Source organism: Streptomyces sp. NPDC097619 (genome assembly GCF_040302735.1).
Lineage (GTDB): Bacteria > Actinomycetota > Actinomycetes > Streptomycetales > Streptomycetaceae > Streptomyces.
Genome location: NZ_JBEOSD010000191.1, coordinates 1 through 13,960 on the forward strand (window position 1 = coordinate 1; position 13,960 = coordinate 13,960).

15 protein-coding genes are annotated in these 13,960 nt (G+C 75.4%); 3 read left to right on the plus strand and 12 right to left on the minus strand.

The annotated features are described in order from the left end of the window. Positions 1-144: 144 nt before the first annotated feature. Together ABTZ17_RS32675 and ABTZ17_RS32680 are read right to left on the minus strand one after the other, a co-directional pair. Positions 145-1,170: a hemolysin family protein gene (locus tag ABTZ17_RS32675; RefSeq protein ID WP_352199419.1), complete on the minus strand. Its 1,026-nt coding sequence runs from the start codon at positions 1,168-1,170 to the stop codon at positions 145-147. Beyond that, positions 1,167-2,507, minus strand: a complete 1,341-nt coding sequence (locus ABTZ17_RS32680; protein WP_352199420.1) for a hemolysin family protein — start codon at positions 2,505-2,507, stop codon at positions 1,167-1,169. Before ABTZ17_RS32680 ends, ABTZ17_RS32675 begins: the two co-directional genes overlap by 4 nt. A gap of 397 nt (positions 2,508-2,904) precedes the next feature. Here ABTZ17_RS32680 and ABTZ17_RS32685 point away from each other — a divergent pair, with 397 nt between their 5' ends. Both ABTZ17_RS32685 and ABTZ17_RS32690 read left to right on the plus strand, forming a co-directional pair. Beyond that, the gene (locus ABTZ17_RS32685; protein ID WP_352199421.1) at positions 2,905-3,126 is read left to right on the plus strand and encodes a hypothetical protein; all 222 of its coding nucleotides are present in this window, start codon (positions 2,905-2,907) and stop codon (positions 3,124-3,126) included. 178 nt (positions 3,127-3,304) lie between these two features. After that, positions 3,305-3,760: a tellurite resistance TerB family protein gene (locus ABTZ17_RS32690; RefSeq protein ID WP_352199422.1), complete on the plus strand. Its 456-nt coding sequence runs from the start codon at positions 3,305-3,307 to the stop codon at positions 3,758-3,760. Between the two features lie 117 nt (positions 3,761-3,877). Here ABTZ17_RS32690 and ABTZ17_RS32695 read toward each other — a convergent pair whose 3' ends face one another. The 8 genes from ABTZ17_RS32695 to ABTZ17_RS32730 all read right to left on the minus strand — a co-directional run bounded on the left by ABTZ17_RS32695 (position 3,878) and on the right by ABTZ17_RS32730 (position 10,586). Next, positions 3,878-4,816, minus strand: coding sequence for a M56 family metallopeptidase (locus ABTZ17_RS32695; protein ID WP_352199423.1), 939 nt, complete (start codon positions 4,814-4,816; stop codon positions 3,878-3,880). A gap of 5 nt (positions 4,817-4,821) precedes the next feature. Continuing rightward, positions 4,822-5,226 carry a BlaI/MecI/CopY family transcriptional regulator gene (locus tag ABTZ17_RS32700; protein WP_352199424.1) on the minus strand — a complete coding sequence of 135 codons (405 nt, stop codon included), beginning with the start codon at positions 5,224-5,226 and terminating at the stop codon, positions 4,822-4,824. A 41-nt stretch (positions 5,227-5,267) separates the two neighbouring features. After that, positions 5,268-5,972 (minus strand): hypothetical protein, encoded by a 705-nt coding sequence (locus tag ABTZ17_RS32705; protein WP_352199425.1) that lies wholly within the window; start codon positions 5,970-5,972, stop codon positions 5,268-5,270. Next, complete coding sequence (locus ABTZ17_RS32710; protein ID WP_352199426.1) at positions 5,969-7,210, minus strand: hydroxymethylglutaryl-CoA lyase-like TIM-barrel protein; 1,242 nt, start codon at positions 7,208-7,210, stop codon at positions 5,969-5,971. Before ABTZ17_RS32710 ends, ABTZ17_RS32705 begins: the two co-directional genes overlap by 4 nt. Positions 7,211-7,335: 125 nt before the next feature. Beyond that, complete coding sequence (locus ABTZ17_RS32715) at positions 7,336-8,499, minus strand: spore photoproduct lyase family protein (protein ID WP_352199427.1); 1,164 nt, start codon at positions 8,497-8,499, stop codon at positions 7,336-7,338. A gap of 109 nt (positions 8,500-8,608) precedes the next feature. Beyond that, positions 8,609-9,154, minus strand: a complete 546-nt coding sequence (locus ABTZ17_RS32720) for a DUF6328 family protein (RefSeq protein ID WP_352199428.1) — start codon at positions 9,152-9,154, stop codon at positions 8,609-8,611. Between the two features lie 93 nt (positions 9,155-9,247). Next, the gene (locus tag ABTZ17_RS32725; RefSeq protein ID WP_352199429.1) at positions 9,248-9,439 is read right to left on the minus strand and encodes a hypothetical protein; all 192 of its coding nucleotides are present in this window, start codon (positions 9,437-9,439) and stop codon (positions 9,248-9,250) included. A gap of 121 nt (positions 9,440-9,560) precedes the next feature. Further along, on the minus strand, positions 9,561-10,586 hold the full coding sequence (locus ABTZ17_RS32730) for a GlxA family transcriptional regulator (protein ID WP_352199430.1): 1,026 nt from the start codon (positions 10,584-10,586) through the stop codon (positions 9,561-9,563). Positions 10,587-10,711: 125 nt separating this feature from the next. Here ABTZ17_RS32730 and ABTZ17_RS32735 point away from each other — a divergent pair, with 125 nt between their 5' ends. Continuing rightward, positions 10,712-11,635 carry an NADP-dependent oxidoreductase gene (locus ABTZ17_RS32735; RefSeq protein ID WP_352199431.1) on the plus strand — a complete coding sequence of 308 codons (924 nt, stop codon included), beginning with the start codon at positions 10,712-10,714 and terminating at the stop codon, positions 11,633-11,635. 88 nt (positions 11,636-11,723) lie between these two features. On the opposite strand, the gene ABTZ17_RS32740 is transcribed toward ABTZ17_RS32735, so the two are convergent. Both ABTZ17_RS32740 and ABTZ17_RS32745 read right to left on the minus strand, forming a co-directional pair. Then, positions 11,724-12,953, minus strand: a complete 1,230-nt coding sequence (locus tag ABTZ17_RS32740) for a PP2C family protein-serine/threonine phosphatase (protein ID WP_352199432.1) — start codon at positions 12,951-12,953, stop codon at positions 11,724-11,726. A gap of 170 nt (positions 12,954-13,123) precedes the next feature. After that, positions 13,124-13,870 carry a hypothetical protein gene (locus ABTZ17_RS32745; RefSeq protein WP_352199433.1) on the minus strand — a complete coding sequence of 249 codons (747 nt, stop codon included), beginning with the start codon at positions 13,868-13,870 and terminating at the stop codon, positions 13,124-13,126. Positions 13,871-13,960 lie beyond the last annotated feature (90 nt).

A 13,960-nucleotide genomic window follows, 5' to 3' on the forward strand; every position in this document is an offset into this window, starting at 1 on the left:
CTCTCTCCCCCCCCCCCCCCGAGCCCGTCCCCCCCCCCGCGGGGGGGCGCCGCGGCCCCCCCGGCGGGGGCGGCCCCCCCCCCCTCCACCGGCCCGGTGGCCGCCCCCCCGCACGGGGTGCCGGCCACCGGGTGGCGGGACGGATCAGGCGGCGGGCGCGTCGGCCGCGCCGACGAGCTCCTCCAGCAGGTCCTCCATGGTCACGAAGCCCAGGACGGTGCCCTTGGCGCCGGTCACGGCCGCCAGGTGCGTGCCCGAGGCGCGCATCGCGGTCATGGTGTCGTCCAGCGGGGTGTCCAGGGCCACCTTGATCACCGGGTGCAGGGCGGTCCGGGGGAAGGGCCGGTCCCGCTCCGGGACCCCGAGGGCGTCCTTGATGTGCAGGTAGCCGAGGATCCGCTCACCGGGGCCGGTGACGGGCAGCCGCGAGAAGCCGTGGTCGGAGGCGGTGCGCTCCAGACCGCGCGGGGTGATGTCGTGGCCGACGGTCACCACCCGCTCCAGCGGCACCATGACCTCGCCGACGGGGCGGGTGCCCAGCTCCAGGGCGTCCTGGAGGCGCTGCCCGTCCTCCGGGCCGAGCAGGCCGGCGGCGGAGGAGTCCTTGACCAGCCGGGTCAGCTCGTCGTCGGTGAACACCGCGCCGACCTCGTCCTTCGGCTCCACCTTCAGCAGTCGCAGCAGCGTGTTGGCGAAGGCGTTGATGCCGAAGACGAACGGGCGCAGCGCGCGGGTGACGGCCACGAGCGGCGGCCCGAGGAGCAGCGCGGTGGGCGCCGGAGCGGCCAGCGCGATGTTCTTGGGGACCATCTCGCCGATGAGCATGTGGAGGTACGTCGCCAGGGTCAGGGCGATGACGAAGGCGATCGGGTGGATCAGGCCCTCGGGCACCCCGGCCGCCTGGAACGGCGGTTCCAGCAGGTGGGCGATGGCGGGCTCGGCCACCGCGCCGAGGACCAGGGAGGAGACGGTGATGCCGAGCTGGGCCGTGGCCATCATCGCGGACAGGTTCTCCAGGCCCCACAGGGTGGTCCTGGCCCGCCGGTTGCCCTTGAGCGCGGCCGGTTCGATCTGGCTGCGGCGCACGGAGATCAGGGCGAACTCGGCGCCGACGAAGAAGGCGTTGGTCACCAGGGTGAGCAGGCCGATCAGCAGCTGTACGGCGGTCATCGGGCCTCCTCCCCGGAAGCGACGGCGGCGGCGTCGGCGGGCACGGTGATCGTGACCCGGTCGGCGCGGTGGTGTTCGGTGTCGAGCACGGTCAGGCCCCAGCCGTTGACGGTGAGGCTGTCGCCCTCGACGGGGATGCGCTCCAGCTCGGTGGCGATGAGCCCGGCGAGGGTCTCGTAGGGACCCTCGGGGGCGTCGAAGCCGATCTCCTGGAGCTCGTCGAGGCGGACCCCGCCGTCGGCTTCCCAGACCTTGCGGCCGTCCTCCTGCACGGGGCCCTCGATCAGGTCGGGGACCTCCAGCGGGTCGTGTTCGTCGCGGACCTCGCCGACGACCTCCTCGACGATGTCCTCGACGGTGGCCACACCGGCCGTACCGCCGTACTCGTCGATGACCACGGCCATGGTGCGGGCCTTGCGGAGCCGGCCGAGGAGGGTGTCCACGGGCAGCGAGTGCGGGACGAGCAGCGCGGAGGTCATGAGTTCGGTGACGGGGGTGCCGGCACGTTCCTCTTCCTCCAGGGCGAGCACGTCGCGGACGTGCAGGGTGCCGATGACCTCGTCGAGGCTGTCGCGGTAGACCGGGAAGCGGGAGATGCCGGTGGCCAGGGTGAGGTTCGCGGCGTCGGCGGCGCTGGCCCGGGCGTCCAGGGCCCGGACGTCCACGCGCGGGGTCATCACGTTCTCCGCGGTCAGCTCCGCCAGGTGCAGGGAGCGGACGAACAGCTCCGCCGAGTCGGCCTCGATGGCCCCCTCGCGGGCCGAGTGCCGGGCCAGGGCGACGAGCTCCTCCGGGGTGCGGGCCGAGGCCAGCTCCTCGGCGGGCTCCAGCCCGAAGCGGCGCACCAGCCGGTTGGCGGTGTTGTTGAGGTGCCGGATCAGCGGGGCGAAGGCGGCGGTGAACCCGCGCTGCGGGCCCGCGACGACCTTGGCCACGGCCAGCGGCCGGGAGATCGCCCAGTTCTTCGGGACGAGCTCGCCGATGACCATCAGCACCACGGTGGAGAGCACCACACCGAGGAGGGTGGCCGTGCCGGGCACGGCCCCCTCGGGGAGGCCGACGGATCCGAGCGGCCCGCGCAGCAGCGCGGAGACGGAGGGCTCGGCCAGCATGCCGATGACCAGGGAGGTCACGGTGATGCCGAGCTGGGCGCCGGAGAGCTGGAAGGTGAGGCGCTTGGCGGCCTTGAGGGCGCTCTCGGCGCCCCGCTCACCGGCCTCGACGGCCCGTTCGAGCTCACCGCGCTCGACGGTGGTCAGCGAGAACTCGGCCGCGACGAACACCGCGCACGCCAGCATGAGGGCGAGCGCCAGGAGGAGCAGCAGGACTTCGGTCACCGTGCCACCCCCGCTCCCGGCTGGACGGTTCGCGGGCAGGGCGTGACACGGCTGGGACTACTGGGAGGTTCACCCATTGCGGGTCTGCTGCTCCTTCTGCGCTCGGTGGACCGGGTGGGATCCACGGGAGATCGGTGGGGTACTTCGGGGAGGCAGTCTCCCCGACCCCATGGTAAAGGGTCGGTAAAGTCCGCCGCCACGGCGGGCCGGCTGTGGGGCCGACCTGCGGGTTTTGCGCCATTCATGCGCGTATCAGCCGAACTGTCCGCGCGGGGTGAGGGCGACCCCTATTCTTCTACAGGTCTGTAGAGAACGCGAGAGCCCGCGGGAACATTCCCGGGGGTCGGTCCGTCGTGCGCGGATCCGCGTTCTTCCGTGATCCACAGGGAGGGTGTTCATGGCTTCGATCGACCTGGACGGCGTGCTGGACAAGGCGTGGGCGGACAAGCCGCTGCCGGAGGTGCTGGCGGCCCCGGTCTCGGCGCTCAAGGGGGTCTCCGACCGGCAGGGCGAGCTGCTCCGGGAGGCGTTCGGGATCAAGACCGTCGCGGACCTGGCGGACCTGAAGTTCGCCCGCTGGGCCCAGGCGCTGGCGACCCTGCGGGCCACCGCGAAGTAGCGGGTCCGGGCCCGCGGTGGGCCGGGACCCCGTGCGGGGTTCCGGCCCGCCGTGCCGTCCGGTCGCGCCCCCCGGCTGTCGTGGCGCGGGTCGCCCTTGGTAACTTCTACACGTCTGTAGAAGTTCGGGTGCCGGGGCGGCCGACGCCCCGACACCCGCCCGACCCGACGGAGTTGGCATGGCCCTGTGGGACCGCATCAAGGAGTCCGCATCGACGATGCAGACCCAGCTGCTGGCGAAGAAGAACGACCTGACCTCCGGCGCCTTCCGGGACGCCTCCATGGCGATGTGCGCCCTGGTGGCCGCCGCCGACGGCACCGTGGACCCCTCCGAGCGGCAGCGGGTGGCGCAGCTGATCGCCACCAACGAGGTGCTGCGCAACTTCGACGCCGAGGACCTGCGCCGCCGGTTCGAGGCCAATCTGGACAAGCTGATCGCCGACTTCGCCTTCGGCAAGGTCAGCGTCCTCCAGGAGGTCGCGAAGGCGAAGAAGAAGCCGGCCGAGGCGCGCGCCGTGGTCCAGATCGGCATCGTCATCGGCGGGGCCGACGGCGACTTCGACAAGACCGAGCAGGCCGTGGTCCGGGAGGCCTGCTACGCCCTGGACCTGGCACCGCACGAGTTCGACCTGTGACGCGTTCCACCTGAGGCCGCCGGTCCGTCCCGGGGCCCCGCCGCCCACGGCACCGGCTCCGGCCCGCGGGACCGGCGGGACCGGGAGGCCGGTGCGGCCCCCGGTCGGTCGCCGCCCCTACAGCGGGGTGGCGGCCTTCAGGACCAGGAAGAGGCTGACGGCCGAGTTCGCGGAGGACAGGGCGGAGACGGTGGTCCCGGCGGCTGCCCCCCAGACGGCCAGGCCCACCGGGGTCAGGGCCCGCGGCCACCAGGACGTGCTGGGCGGCGGGCCCAGCAGCGCGGCCACGCGGCGGGGCACCGGCCCCGCGGCGAAACCGGCGAGGGCCCCGAGGGCCGATCCGCCCCGGGAGAGGAGCGCGGCCCTGCCGACGGCCCGGGCCACGGTGCGGCGGCTGCCCACCCGGGCCGCGGCCTCCTCGTCGGCCCACCGCTCGGCGGTGAACCGGACGGCGGTGCGCAGCGGGAGCAGGAACGGGTTGGCCCGCGCGGCCAGTCGCACCGCCAGCAGGAAGCGGTGGTGCCGTCCCCGGAGGTGGGCGCGCTCGTGGGCGAACAGGGCCCGCCGTTCGGCCGGTTCGAGCAGGTCGAGCATGCCGGTGGAGACCACCACCCGGTCACCGGCCCGGCGTCGGCCCGGCAGGGCGTAGGCGTACGGGGTGCCGTCGGGCAGCACCGCGACCGGGGTGTCCGGGAGTCCGATCAGGGCCCGTGCGGCCCGCCGCCGCACCCGGCGGTGCGACCAGCCCGCCCACAGGCAGGAGGCGACCACGGCCAGCAGCGCGGGGATCGCGGCGCTGCCCGCGATCTCGTCGTAGGGCACCGCTTCGCGGACCTCCGGGTCCGACCAGGCGTCGGGCAGCGGGTTGCCGGGGAGTTGGGCGGTGCCGACCACCATCAGTAGGGCCAGGCACAGGGTGCTGCACAGGGCCAGGACCACGGCGGCGACGGTCAGCAGCCAGGTGGCGGCCCGCGGGTGCAGGTGCTGTTCGGCGAGGCGCGCGATCGGCCACGCCGTCAGCGGGAGCACCAGCGGCAGGAAGACGAAGACCCCCATGGGCGTCAGCCGTCCCCGTCCCCGTCGGCCTGCGCGAGCAGGTCGCGGAGCAGCCGCTCGTCCCCGGGGGGCAGGGCCGTCACGAAGCTGGCGAGGACCGCCTCGCGGTCCGGTTCCCCGTCGAGGACCCGGCGCATCCGCAGGGCGGCCAGTCCGGCCTCGTCGGCCACGGGGGTCCACACGAAGGAGCGGCCGGCCCGCTGCCGGGTCACCGCGCCCTTGGTCTGGAGCCGGCTGAGGATCGTGACCACGGTGGTGTAGGCGAGGCCGCCGCCGAGGCGTTCCTGCACCCAGGCCGCGTTGACCGGGCCGGGGGCGTCGTTGAGCGCCGCCAGGACCTGCCCTTCGAGCTGGCCCTGGCCCCTCCGTCGGGAGTCCCGCCCCGCACCGTCCTCGGACTGCTGCGCCATGCCCTCGTCCTCTTCTCCTCCGGCCCGCCACCGCGGGGCGTTCATGGTACGCGCGGCGGGCCCGGAGACGGGCTTCCGGAGGTGTCGGAGGGTGCCCGGAGGTGCCGGAGGTACGCCTCGGGGCCGCCGTGGGCCCGGTCCTGGGCGCCCGGGCGGTGCAGGGCGAGGGTGCCGTCGGGCCGGATCCGCACCGTGGTGGTGGCCGCCCGCGGGCCGGTGTCCGCGTCTTCGCCGGCCGGGTCGGGCGCGGCCAGGACGGGCACCTCGGCGGGGAACGTCGCGAGGGCTTCGGCGGTACCGGCGACGGGTGGCCCGCCGGTGCGGTTGGCGCTGCTGACGTAGAGGACGGGGAACTCGTCCAGGACCGGGCGCAGCGGGTCCCAGCGGGAGCCGAAGAGCAGGCTCCGCTCCTCCCGCACGGCGGGCTCCAGCCAGGGCGGCCGGGGTGCGCCGGATCGTACGGGCAGCAGCACGGTGAGGCGTTCCCGGCGGAGCAGCAGGCGCAGCGGCGCCCGCTGTTCGGGGCCGAGGTCCCAGACCTCGTCGAGGGAGTCCAGGGTGTCGGGGTCGTGGGCCCACAGGGCCACCGCCTGCCCGGCGGGCCGGCCCTTGGCGAGGTTGACGGCCTCGGGCACGGTCGCGGCGATCACGTGGGTGAGCGGGGCGGGTCCGGGCAGGACCACGGCGGTGCCCGCGGCCAGGGCGCGGCGGGCCGCGGCGGCGTCCACGGCGGTCCGGGGGGTCACCGGGTGCCCCCGGACGGGGCGGCTGTGAGGCCGTCCAGGTAGGCGGCGAACTCGGCGTCCTCGATGACGGCCCGTCCCGTCCGGTAGGCCCGGTCCTTGGCCCAACCCAGCGCGGAGCGGGTCCGGTCGGGGTCGAGGACGTGCCCGAGCCGGGACGCGACGGCGGTGACCACCCGGGCGCTGGCCAGGTGGGTGAGGACCACGCCGGGCTCCGTGCCGAGCACGTCCAGGGGGTCGTACGGCTGGAAGAGCGCGGGGTGCACGAAGGGGGTGCCGGTGGAGACGGTGGCCACTCCGGTGCCGACGACGGGGGTGGTGACGCCGAGCGGGGCCCCGGTCTCCTCGGCCACCATCCGGGCGATGACCGGCAGCCGCGTGAGGTCCGGTGCGGTCCGCCAGGGGTCGGCCCCGGCCCCGAGCAGGTCCTCGGCGTGCCGGGCCAGCAGGAAGAGGAGCTGTTCGGTGGCGACCATGCCCGCCCGCTCCGCGATGCCCAGCCAGGAGGCCGACAGCACCCGGACACCCGCCGCCAGGGCCTGCAGGCTGTTGGCGAGGCCCAGCCCGAGGTCGTTGTGGAGGTGGGAGGCGAGGACCACCTCGGGGCCGCAGGCGGATCGGACCCGGCGGAACATCTCCCCGCAGGGGTCGGGCAGTTGGGCGCCGACGGTGTCGGCGAGGACGACCAGGCCCGCTCCGGCCGCCGTCACCTCCTCCGCGTGGTGGGCCATCAGGGCGGCGTCCGCCCGGGAGGCGTCGGCCAGGCACACGTCGACGGCGACCGCCGGATCCCGGTCCTTGGCCCGTTTGACCAGCTCCACGGCGGCCCCGAGGGATTCGGCGGCGGTGCGGTGCGTCATCACCGCGGCCATCGGGTCCGAGGCGGGCACCACCACCATCACGCGGGCGTGCCGGGTGCCCCGGACGGCGGCCAGGGACTGCTCCACGTCCGCGGCGCGCCCCCGGCACACCGCCGCCACGCCCACCGCTCCCTCGGCCTCGACGGCCACCCGGCGGACTGCCTCGACCTCCTGGGCGCACACGGCCGGGAATCCGGCCGCGAACACGGCGTGCCGAGGGCCGTCCGCGCCGAAGATCCGGCCGGTCTCCCGTGCCAGCCGGACCCGGAACTCCGCCCCCATCAGGGTCTTGGCCTGGGCCCCGTCGCGGGCGGACTCCTCCCACAGCACGACCCGGCCGGACCGGGCCGACTCCCTCACCGCGTCCCCGTGCCCGTCCATCCGTCCCCACGTCCCTCCGCGCCGCTCACCAGTTCGATACCCCCGACGATCTCCCGGCGGTCGTCGGGCCGCGGCCCGAACCGCGAGGGATCACTCGAACGAGTGAGGTGGTGGGGCGTCCCCGCTCAGAAGGCGTAGCGGATCCGCAGCCAGGGGGCCCGGGCGGCGACCAGCGCGCGGACGGCGGCCACGGCCGCCGCCTTCGGTCCCGGCCGGTAGCGGACGTTCACGGCGCCGTTCTGCGACCGCTTCGGCTCCTGGAGGTCCGGGCGCCACAACACGTCCTCGGCGCGCGGGTGCCAGCCGAGGTTGACCTCGTGGAGCTCGCGGTTGTGGGTGAGCAGGATGACCTCGGCGGCGGCCTGGTCCTTGACGCGGCGGGGCAGCAGGTCGTCCATGGCGCCCAGCAGTTCGCCCCAGGCCCGTTCCCATCCCTCCCGGAGCACCACGGGGGAGAGGTTGAAGTGCACCTCGTACCCGGCGTCGAGGAAGTCGGCCGCGGCCTCCAGTCGGGCCCGGACGGGGCTGGTGCGCAGGTCGAGGAGGCGGGAGTCCTCCGGGGGCATCACGGAGAACCGGACGCGGGTGCGCCCGCGCGGGTCCAGCGCCAACAGGTCCGGGTTGACGAACTTGGTCGCGAAGGAGGCCTTGGCGGTGGGCCACTTCCGGAAGGCCCGGATCAGGTCGGCGGTGTTCTCGCTGATCAGGTCGTCCACGGAACAGTCGCCGTTCTCGCCGATGTCGTACACCCAGGCGTCCGGGTCGCACTGGTTCGGTTCCGTCTTGGGGCCGGCCGCGGCGATGTGCCGGCCCAGCGCGGCCAGGACGCGCTCGGTGTTGGTGAACACCGTGATCGGGTTGGCGTGGCCCTTGCGGCGCGGGACGTAGCAGTAGGCGCAGGCCAGCGCGCAGCCGTTGGAGAGGCCGGGGGCGATCCAGTCGGCGGAGCGGCCGTTGGGGCGCACCGGGAAGGAGGCGCGCTCGCCGAGCACGAGGGTGCCGCTCTTGACGCGGACCCAACGGTCGACGTTCCCCGCGTTGCCGTGCAGGTCCGGGATCCGCCAGTGGGAGGCCACCGGCACCACCCGGGCCCCGGGGAAGCGGGCGAGGATCTGCCGGCCGCGGAGGGAGTCGGCCGCGGCGGGCTCGGCGTGGATCTCGGTGATCCGCAGGATCCGGCGGGCCTCCGGTCCGTCCCGGAAGGTGCGTCCGGCGGTGGGCGGGGCCGCGGCCGCCGCCAGTTCGTCGAGCCCGAACAGTCCCTCGTCGGCCCCTGCCGCACCCGTCACCCGGCCGCCCTCCCTCGCTCCGCCCGTGTCGCTCCCGCGCCCGGCGGATCGGGTCGCCGGGCCGTCGGGGCCTGCGGCCGGTCCGGGGAGCCGCCGGGCGCGGGGCGGTTCACCGTTCCGCGCGCTCTGAGCGCTCCTCGTGCTCCGCTTCCTCCTCGACGGAGGTGTACCGGATCCGCGCCCACAGCGGGAGCACCAGCCAGCACAACAGGTACCAGGCGAACACCCCGGACACCAGCCAGGGCACGTAGTCGTCGTGGGTGGCGACCCGCATGATCAGGAAGAGTGCCGAGATCAGCGTGGCCAGCAGGAGGACCAGACCCGTCGCGGTCAGTCGGGAGGCCCAGACCACCGCGTGCGGTTTGATGCGGCGCCCCGCCACGATCCGGTGGAAGGCCACGGGCCCGATCAGGGCGCCGGTCGCGAGGGAGCCCAGCACCACGGTGACGAGGTAGATCGTCCGGTCGGTCTGCTCCAACTCCACGAAGCGCGGGGTGAAGACGACCGTCAGCAGGAAGCCGAGCAGGATCTGCACGCCGGTCTGCGCCACCCGTATCTCCTGGATGAGCTCGGACCAGCGCCGGTCCGCCCGCTCGTCCTCGGTCTCGCGCCGTCTGCCGCCCGGATCGCGGTCGTCTCTCGTCTCCTCGGTCATGCCGTCCTCCTGCCCGCGCGCCGACCCTCCATGTACGCACAGTTGTACGCATGGAGGGCCGGTGTCGCTCGTCGTGGGCCGGGAGGCGCCGGGTCAGGCCCGGCCGGCCAGGGCGCCGCGGCGGCGGGCGTGGCGGGCGGGGCGGCCCGTGCGGGCGGGGCGGGGGTCGGTGGCCCCCGGCGGGCGGGCGTGGGCCGGGGGCGAGGCCATCCGGTCCTCCAGCCGGTCCAGTGCGTACAGGAGCAGTGCGAGCGCGGGCAGCCACAGCGCGGCGACGGTGATCACGGTCCTGGCCTCCTCGGCCTCCGGGAGTCGTCCTCTCCCCGCGCGGCTGCCCGGTCCGTCCGCTCCCGCACGTCCGAACGGTGAAGATTCCGTACGAAACGTCCCCGGGGTCCGTCAGGGGCTACCGGGCGGCGGGGCCGCCGAAGGCGCGGCGGTAGGCGGCCGGGGAGATCCCGAAGGCGGCGCGCATGTGGCTGCGCAGCGAGTTCCCCGAGCCCAGCCCGGCCCGGTGCGCGACCACGTCCACCGGCAGGTCCGTGGTCTCCAGCAGTTGCTTGGCCAGCTCCAGGCGCTGGGCGGTCAGCCACTGCACCGGGGTCATGCCGACCTCGTCGCGGAACCGGCGGGTGAAGGAGCGCAGGCTCATCCGGGCGTGCTCGGCGAGCCGGGTCAGGGTGAGCGGTTCCGCCAGGTGCTCCAGGGCCCACGCGCGGGTGGCGGAGGTGCCGGCCAGGGCGGGCTCGGGCACCGGGCGGTCGATGAACTGGGCCTGCCCGCCGTCCCGCCAGGGCGGCACCACGCACATCCGGGCGGCCCGGTTCGCGACGGCGGCCCCGTGGTCCCGTCGGACCAGGTGCAGGCACAGGTCCACGCCCGCCGCCACGCCCGCGGAGGTCAGCACGTCCCCGTCGTCGACGAAGAGGACCTCCTCGTCGACCTTGACCCGCGGGTAGGCGCGGCGGAACTCCGGGGCCAGGTTCCAGTGCGTGGTGGCGGGCCGCCCGTCGAGGAGCCCGGCGGCGGCCAGCACGTAGGAGCCGGAGCAGATGGACACCAGTCGGGTGCCGGGCCGGATGCCGGCGATGGCGGCCGCGACCTCGGGGGGCAGCGGGCCGCCCTCGCCCAGCTCCGGCATGGCGTGGGTGGGCGGCAGCACCACCGTGTCGGCGGCGGCGAGGGCCTCCGGCCCGGCGGCGGGCTGTACGGAGAACCCGGCGTCGCTGAGCACGGGAGCCCCGTCCGCGGTGCAGACCGTGACCTCGTACAGGGGTCGGCCCGCCTCGTCGATCGCGCTGCCCAGCACCCGGGAGGGGATGCCCAGCTCGAAGGGCGGCACCCCGGGCAGTGCGAGCACCGCGACCCGGTGCGGGCCCCCGCGCGCCGCCCCCGCCCCCGTCGGATCCCCTTCGTGCGTGAACGTCCTCATGGCCAGATCCTGTCAGATGGTGGCCTGACGGCCAACACCGTGCGGCTCCCTCCTGTCCCATGGTGGACCTGTCGCCGCGGGACCACCGCGGCGCACGGAACGAGACGGAAAGACGAGGAAACGCGATGCGTGCGGTGGTCGTGGAGCAGTGGGGCGGACCCGAGCAGCTGGTCGAGCGCGAGGTGGAGCGGCCGCGGCCCGGCCTGAACGAGGTGCTGGTGCGGGTCCGCGCCGCCGGGGTCAACCCGGTGGACTGGAAGACCCGGGAGAGCGGCGGCCTGATCGCCTGGGGCGAGGTCCCCGCGGTGGGCTGGGACGTCTCCGGCACCGTGGTGGAGGCCGGCCCGGGCGTGGGGCACTTCCGCCCCGGCGACGAGGTCTTCGGCATGCCGCTGTTCCCCCGCCAGGCGGGCGGCTACGCCGAGTACGTGGTGGCCCCCGCGCGGCACCTGGCGCCCAAGCCCGCCGGTCTCGGCCACGTGGAGGCGGCGGCGCTGCCCCTGGCCGCGCTGACCGCCTGGCAGGCCCTCGTGGACACCGCGGACGTGCGGCCCGGCGAACGCGTCCTGGTGCACGCCGCCGCGGGCGGCGTCGGCCACTTCGCCGTGCAGATCGCCAAGGCGCGCGGCGCGTACGTGATCGGCACCGCGAGCGCCGGCAAGCACGAGCTGCTGCGCGAGCTCGGCGCGGACGAGGTCGTGGACTACCGCGAGACCCGCTTCGAGGACGCGGTCGGCGAGGTCGACGTGGTCCTGGACGGCCTCGGAGGGGAGACCGCCGAACGGTCCATGGCCGTGCTCCGCCCCGGCGGCCGGCTGGTCACCCTCCCCGGACCGGACGACGTCCCCGCCCCCCGGGAGGGCGTGAGCGCCCGGTGGATGCTGGTCGAGCCCGACCACCTGGGCCTGCGCGAGATCGCCGCCCTGGTCGAGCGCGGCGCGCTGCGTCCGGTGGTGGACACGGTGCTGCCGCTCGCGGACGCGGCGCGGGCCCACGAGATCGGCGAGCGCGGCCGGACCGCCGGGAAGATCGTCCTGACGGTGGACTGACCCCGCCACCACCTCGCCCGGCCGTCCGCCCGGCCGTCCGGTTCCGGGGCCAGTCCCCGGTGATCGGCGGCGGTCGGCTGTCGGCGGGTCAGCGTCTCGGGTGCCACTCCAGGAGCAGGATGGTGGCGTCGTCGCGGAGCCGGTGGGCGTTGTGCGTGAGCAGGTTCTGGATCAGCCGGCGCAGGGCCTCGGGGGCGCTGTCACCGGTGGCCGTGGAGCGGATCACGGTGTCGGCCAGCCGTTCCTCCCCGAACAACCCGCCGTCCGGGGACCGGGCCTCCGTGATGCCGTCGCTGTAGAGGAGCACGCGGTCCCCGGGCTGGAGGCGGACCCGGTTCGGGGGCGGGGGGTCCACGCTGTGGAAGCCGAGTCCGAGGGGGAGCTGCGCCCCGCGCTCCAGGGCGCCGGGCAGCACCCGGCCGTCCCGGATCAGCAGGGGAGTCGGGTGGGCGCAGTTGATCCAGGTGAAATCACCGGTGGCGGTGTCGAGTTCGGCGAAGCAGGCCGTCATGAGGCGGTCCGGGATCCACTCGGACAGGGCCCGGTCGATGGCGGTCGCGATCGCGCCGAGGGAGCCGCCGGAGCGGCGGGTGTACCGGCAGGCCGCCAGTCCCACCGCGCTGGCCCCTCCGGACGCCAGGTCGTGGCCCATCGCGTCGAGCACGGCCAGGTGCAGCACGGATCCGATGAAGCTGTGGTCGAAGGCGTCGCCCCCGACGTCGTACGCGGGTTCCAGGACGGCCGCCGAGGTGGCGTGCTCCGTGCCGATGGTCCGGGGCGGCAGGAAGGCCCACAGCAGTTCGGCCTGGAGGGTCATCGCGCGGGTCCGCTCGGTGGCCACCAGCAGCTCGTGGTGGGTGCCCTTGGAGACGACCAGCAGGGTGGCCAGGCTCGCCAGGGCCTGGAAGGCCTCCCGGTCGCGGGCCTCGGGGGAGGGGCCGACGGCCCGCAGCACCCCCAGCCGCTCCACCCCGTCCACCATGGGGAACCACGAGGTGGCCTCCCCGGGCGCCTGCTGGACCCGCTGGGTCCGGTAGGCCAGCCCGGCCGCCGTCCCGTCGACGGCGAGCGGTGGTCCGGCCGTCCCGTCCGCCGCCGAGCCGGGCCGGGGGAGCGGGGTGAGCCACAGCTGCTGGAGGTCCGCCAGATAGAGCGTGGCGCCACCGATGCCCAGGCGCGCGGCGGCCTCGTCGATCAGGCCCGCCACGCCGGTGGCCGAGGCGTCGTGGGCCCGCTCCAGCACCGAGGACAGGACGTCACCCAGCTCCGGTGCCGGGCCGTGATCGCCGGTACCCGCGGCCGGGGTCTCGTCCGCCATGGGTGCTCCCTCCGGGACGGGGTCCGGGTCCGGAAGCGTCCGGGCGCCCGCGCGGGCCCGGGCGGCCCGCTGCTCCCATCCTCCGCGCCCTGCCGCCCGGGGGCAGTCCGGGGACGCCCGGCGGGGGAATGCCGGGCGCGCGCGGCACCGCCGGGGAGGGCGCCCGACCGTCAGGGGCGCTCGCCGGGGGCTTCGTCCTCCCAGGCCGTGCTGAGCCCGCTCAGCCAGGCCGGCGGCAGCTCGGCCGCGTCCCACTCCCCGCGCAGCTCCTCCGGGACCGTGGCCAGTCGTTCCAGCACGGCCACGCTGGTCGGGGAGTGCAACAGGGTGTAGCGGCCGTGGATCGCGGTGGGGCTGCCGGGTCCGTAGTCCGCGTACAGCCGCCCCAGCCGGGCCCGGTGCACCGCGGCGAACTCGGTGAGCAGCCCCGCGTACCCGGCCCTGTGCCGAGGCCCCATGGTGCCCAGGACCGCCGTGAGGACCTGCTCGGAGACCTCGGGGTCGAGATCGGAGACCGGGGCGAAGGAGAGGTAGAGCGGGGTCGCCGCCACCTTGGCCCGCTCCACCTCCATCCGTCCGATCGGCAGCCGCGATTCCCCCGAACCGGCGTCGGGTTCCGCGCCCACCACCCGCGCCAGGGTCCGTTCGGCGAGCTCCGCGAGGGCCTCGGTGGCGCCCCGCGCCCCGTCCAGCCACCCCGCGGCGTACAGCTCCCCCTTGCCCTCGGGGACGTTCCCGCTCCCGCCGTCGACCTCGCGGTACCCGACGGCCAGCGCGCCCGCCTCGACGAGCCCGATCAGCTCCTCCGCGTCGGCGGGGGTGACCCCGGCCCGGCCGAGCAGCTGTACGAGTGTGGTCTTGGCGTTGAGGACGCTGACCGGGTCCAGCTGCTGCGGTCCTCCGGCGGCGGTGTTCATGGGTTCCTCCTCGACGTAGGGGCGCCGGAGCCGAGCCTACGCAGCCCGGCCCACGGTCCCCTCACCCGGCCGCCCCGCCGCGGCGGGGGC

What these genes read in the sequence shown, in the direction of transcription:
- ABTZ17_RS32735 (WP_352199431.1), top strand. Translation starts at nt 10,712, where the DNA reads ATGCGTGCGGTGGTCGTGGAGCAGTGGGGCGGACCCGAGCAGCTGGTC.
- ABTZ17_RS32740 (WP_352199432.1), bottom strand. Translation starts at nt 12,953, where the DNA reads ATGGCGGACGAGACCCCGGCCGCGGGTACCGGCGATCACGGCCCGGCA.
- ABTZ17_RS32690 (WP_352199422.1), top strand. Translation starts at nt 3,305, where the DNA reads ATGGCCCTGTGGGACCGCATCAAGGAGTCCGCATCGACGATGCAGACC.
- ABTZ17_RS32720 (WP_352199428.1), bottom strand. Translation starts at nt 9,154, where the DNA reads ATGACCGAGGAGACGAGAGACGACCGCGATCCGGGCGGCAGACGGCGC.
- ABTZ17_RS32695 (WP_352199423.1), bottom strand. Translation starts at nt 4,816, where the DNA reads ATGGGGGTCTTCGTCTTCCTGCCGCTGGTGCTCCCGCTGACGGCGTGG.
- ABTZ17_RS32685 (WP_352199421.1), top strand. Translation starts at nt 2,905, where the DNA reads ATGGCTTCGATCGACCTGGACGGCGTGCTGGACAAGGCGTGGGCGGAC.
- ABTZ17_RS32710 (WP_352199426.1), bottom strand. Translation starts at nt 7,210, where the DNA reads ATGGACGGGCACGGGGACGCGGTGAGGGAGTCGGCCCGGTCCGGCCGG.
- ABTZ17_RS32700 (WP_352199424.1), bottom strand. Translation starts at nt 5,226, where the DNA reads ATGGCGCAGCAGTCCGAGGACGGTGCGGGGCGGGACTCCCGACGGAGG.
- ABTZ17_RS32745 (WP_352199433.1), bottom strand. Translation starts at nt 13,870, where the DNA reads ATGAACACCGCCGCCGGAGGACCGCAGCAGCTGGACCCGGTCAGCGTC.
- ABTZ17_RS32730 (WP_352199430.1), bottom strand. Translation starts at nt 10,586, where the DNA reads ATGAGGACGTTCACGCACGAAGGGGATCCGACGGGGGCGGGGGCGGCG.
- ABTZ17_RS32675 (WP_352199419.1), bottom strand. Translation starts at nt 1,170, where the DNA reads ATGACCGCCGTACAGCTGCTGATCGGCCTGCTCACCCTGGTGACCAAC.